The sequence below is a fragment of the Rathayibacter sp. AY1E2 genome (assembly GCF_002932325.1).
Lineage (GTDB): Bacteria > Actinomycetota > Actinomycetes > Actinomycetales > Microbacteriaceae > Rathayibacter.
The window spans coordinates 52,343-53,477 of sequence record NZ_PSVO01000023.1; the positions used below are offsets into that span (position 1 = coordinate 52,343).

Consider the following 1,135-nt stretch of genomic DNA (forward strand, 5'->3'; position numbering starts at 1 on the left):
CGCGTTCCAGCGATTCGCCGTAGCGGTACGCTCCCCGCTCCACGACACGCCCCCACCTCGTACAGCCGACCGCGGAGCGGATGACGACGAAGGAGGAATCCGCTCCATCGAGCACCGCCGAGCTCACCGCCGAATCGCGTTCCAGCGATTCGCCGTAGCGGTACGCTCCCCGCTCCACGACACGCCCCCACCTCGTACAGCCGACCGCGGAGCGGATGACGACGAAGGAGGAATTCGCTCAGTCGAGCAGCAGCGCCGGTTCCTCCAGCACGCTGGCGACGTCGGCGACGAAGCGGCTGACGACGTCGCCGTCGACGACGCGGTGGTCGAAGGAGCCGCCGACCGTGGTGACGAAGCGGGGGCGGACCTCGCCATCGACGACCCAGGGCTTCTGCTTGATCGTGCCGAGGGCGATGATCGCGACTTCGCCGGGGTTGAGGATGGGGGTGCCCGTGTCCATCCCGAAGACGCCGATGTTGGTGATGGTGATGGTGCCGTTCTGCATGTCGGCGGCGGTGGTCTTGCCGTCGCGGGCGTCGAGGGTGAGCTTCTCGAGGGCCTGCGCCAGTTCGAGGAGGCTCATCGACTGGGCGTCCTTGACGTTGGGGACGAGCAGTCCGCGCGGGGTGGCCGCGGCGATGCCGAGGTTGACGTAGTGGCGGACGACGATCTCGGTGTCGGTCCAGGCGGAGTTGACGGTGGGGTTGCGGCGGACGGCCCAGATGATGGCCTTGGCCATGATGAGCAGCGGCGAGACCTTGACGCCGGCGAAGTCGGGCGAGTTCTTGAGGCGCTTGACGAACTCCATGGTGCGGGTCGCGTCGACGTCGACGAAGACGCTGACGTGGGGCGCGGTGAACGCGCTCGTCGACATCGCGGCGGCGATCGCCTTGCGGACGCCGCGCACGGGGATCCGCTCCTCGCGGTCGTCGCCCCAGGCGGGGGTCTGGATGTTGCGGAAGACGCTGGCCTGGGAGGCGTGGCGGATGACGTCGTCGCGGGTGACCTCGCCGGCGAGGCCGGTGGCCTGCACCTCGAGGAGGTCGACGTCGAGGTCCTTCGCGAGCTTGCGGATCGGCGGCTTCGCGATGACGGGGAGCGCGGCGGCGGCCGGCACGGAGGCGGGCCGGGCCCG

The 1,135-nt window shown here is 70.0% G+C and carries 1 protein-coding gene; it reads right to left on the reverse strand.

The genetic code is table 11. From position 1 onward, the window contains the following. Positions 1–238 precede the first annotated feature (238 nt). Positions 239–1,135 (reverse strand): dihydrolipoamide acetyltransferase family protein (locus tag C5C49_RS14285; RefSeq protein ID WP_146084892.1); only part of this gene is annotated, 897 nt, incomplete at its 5' end.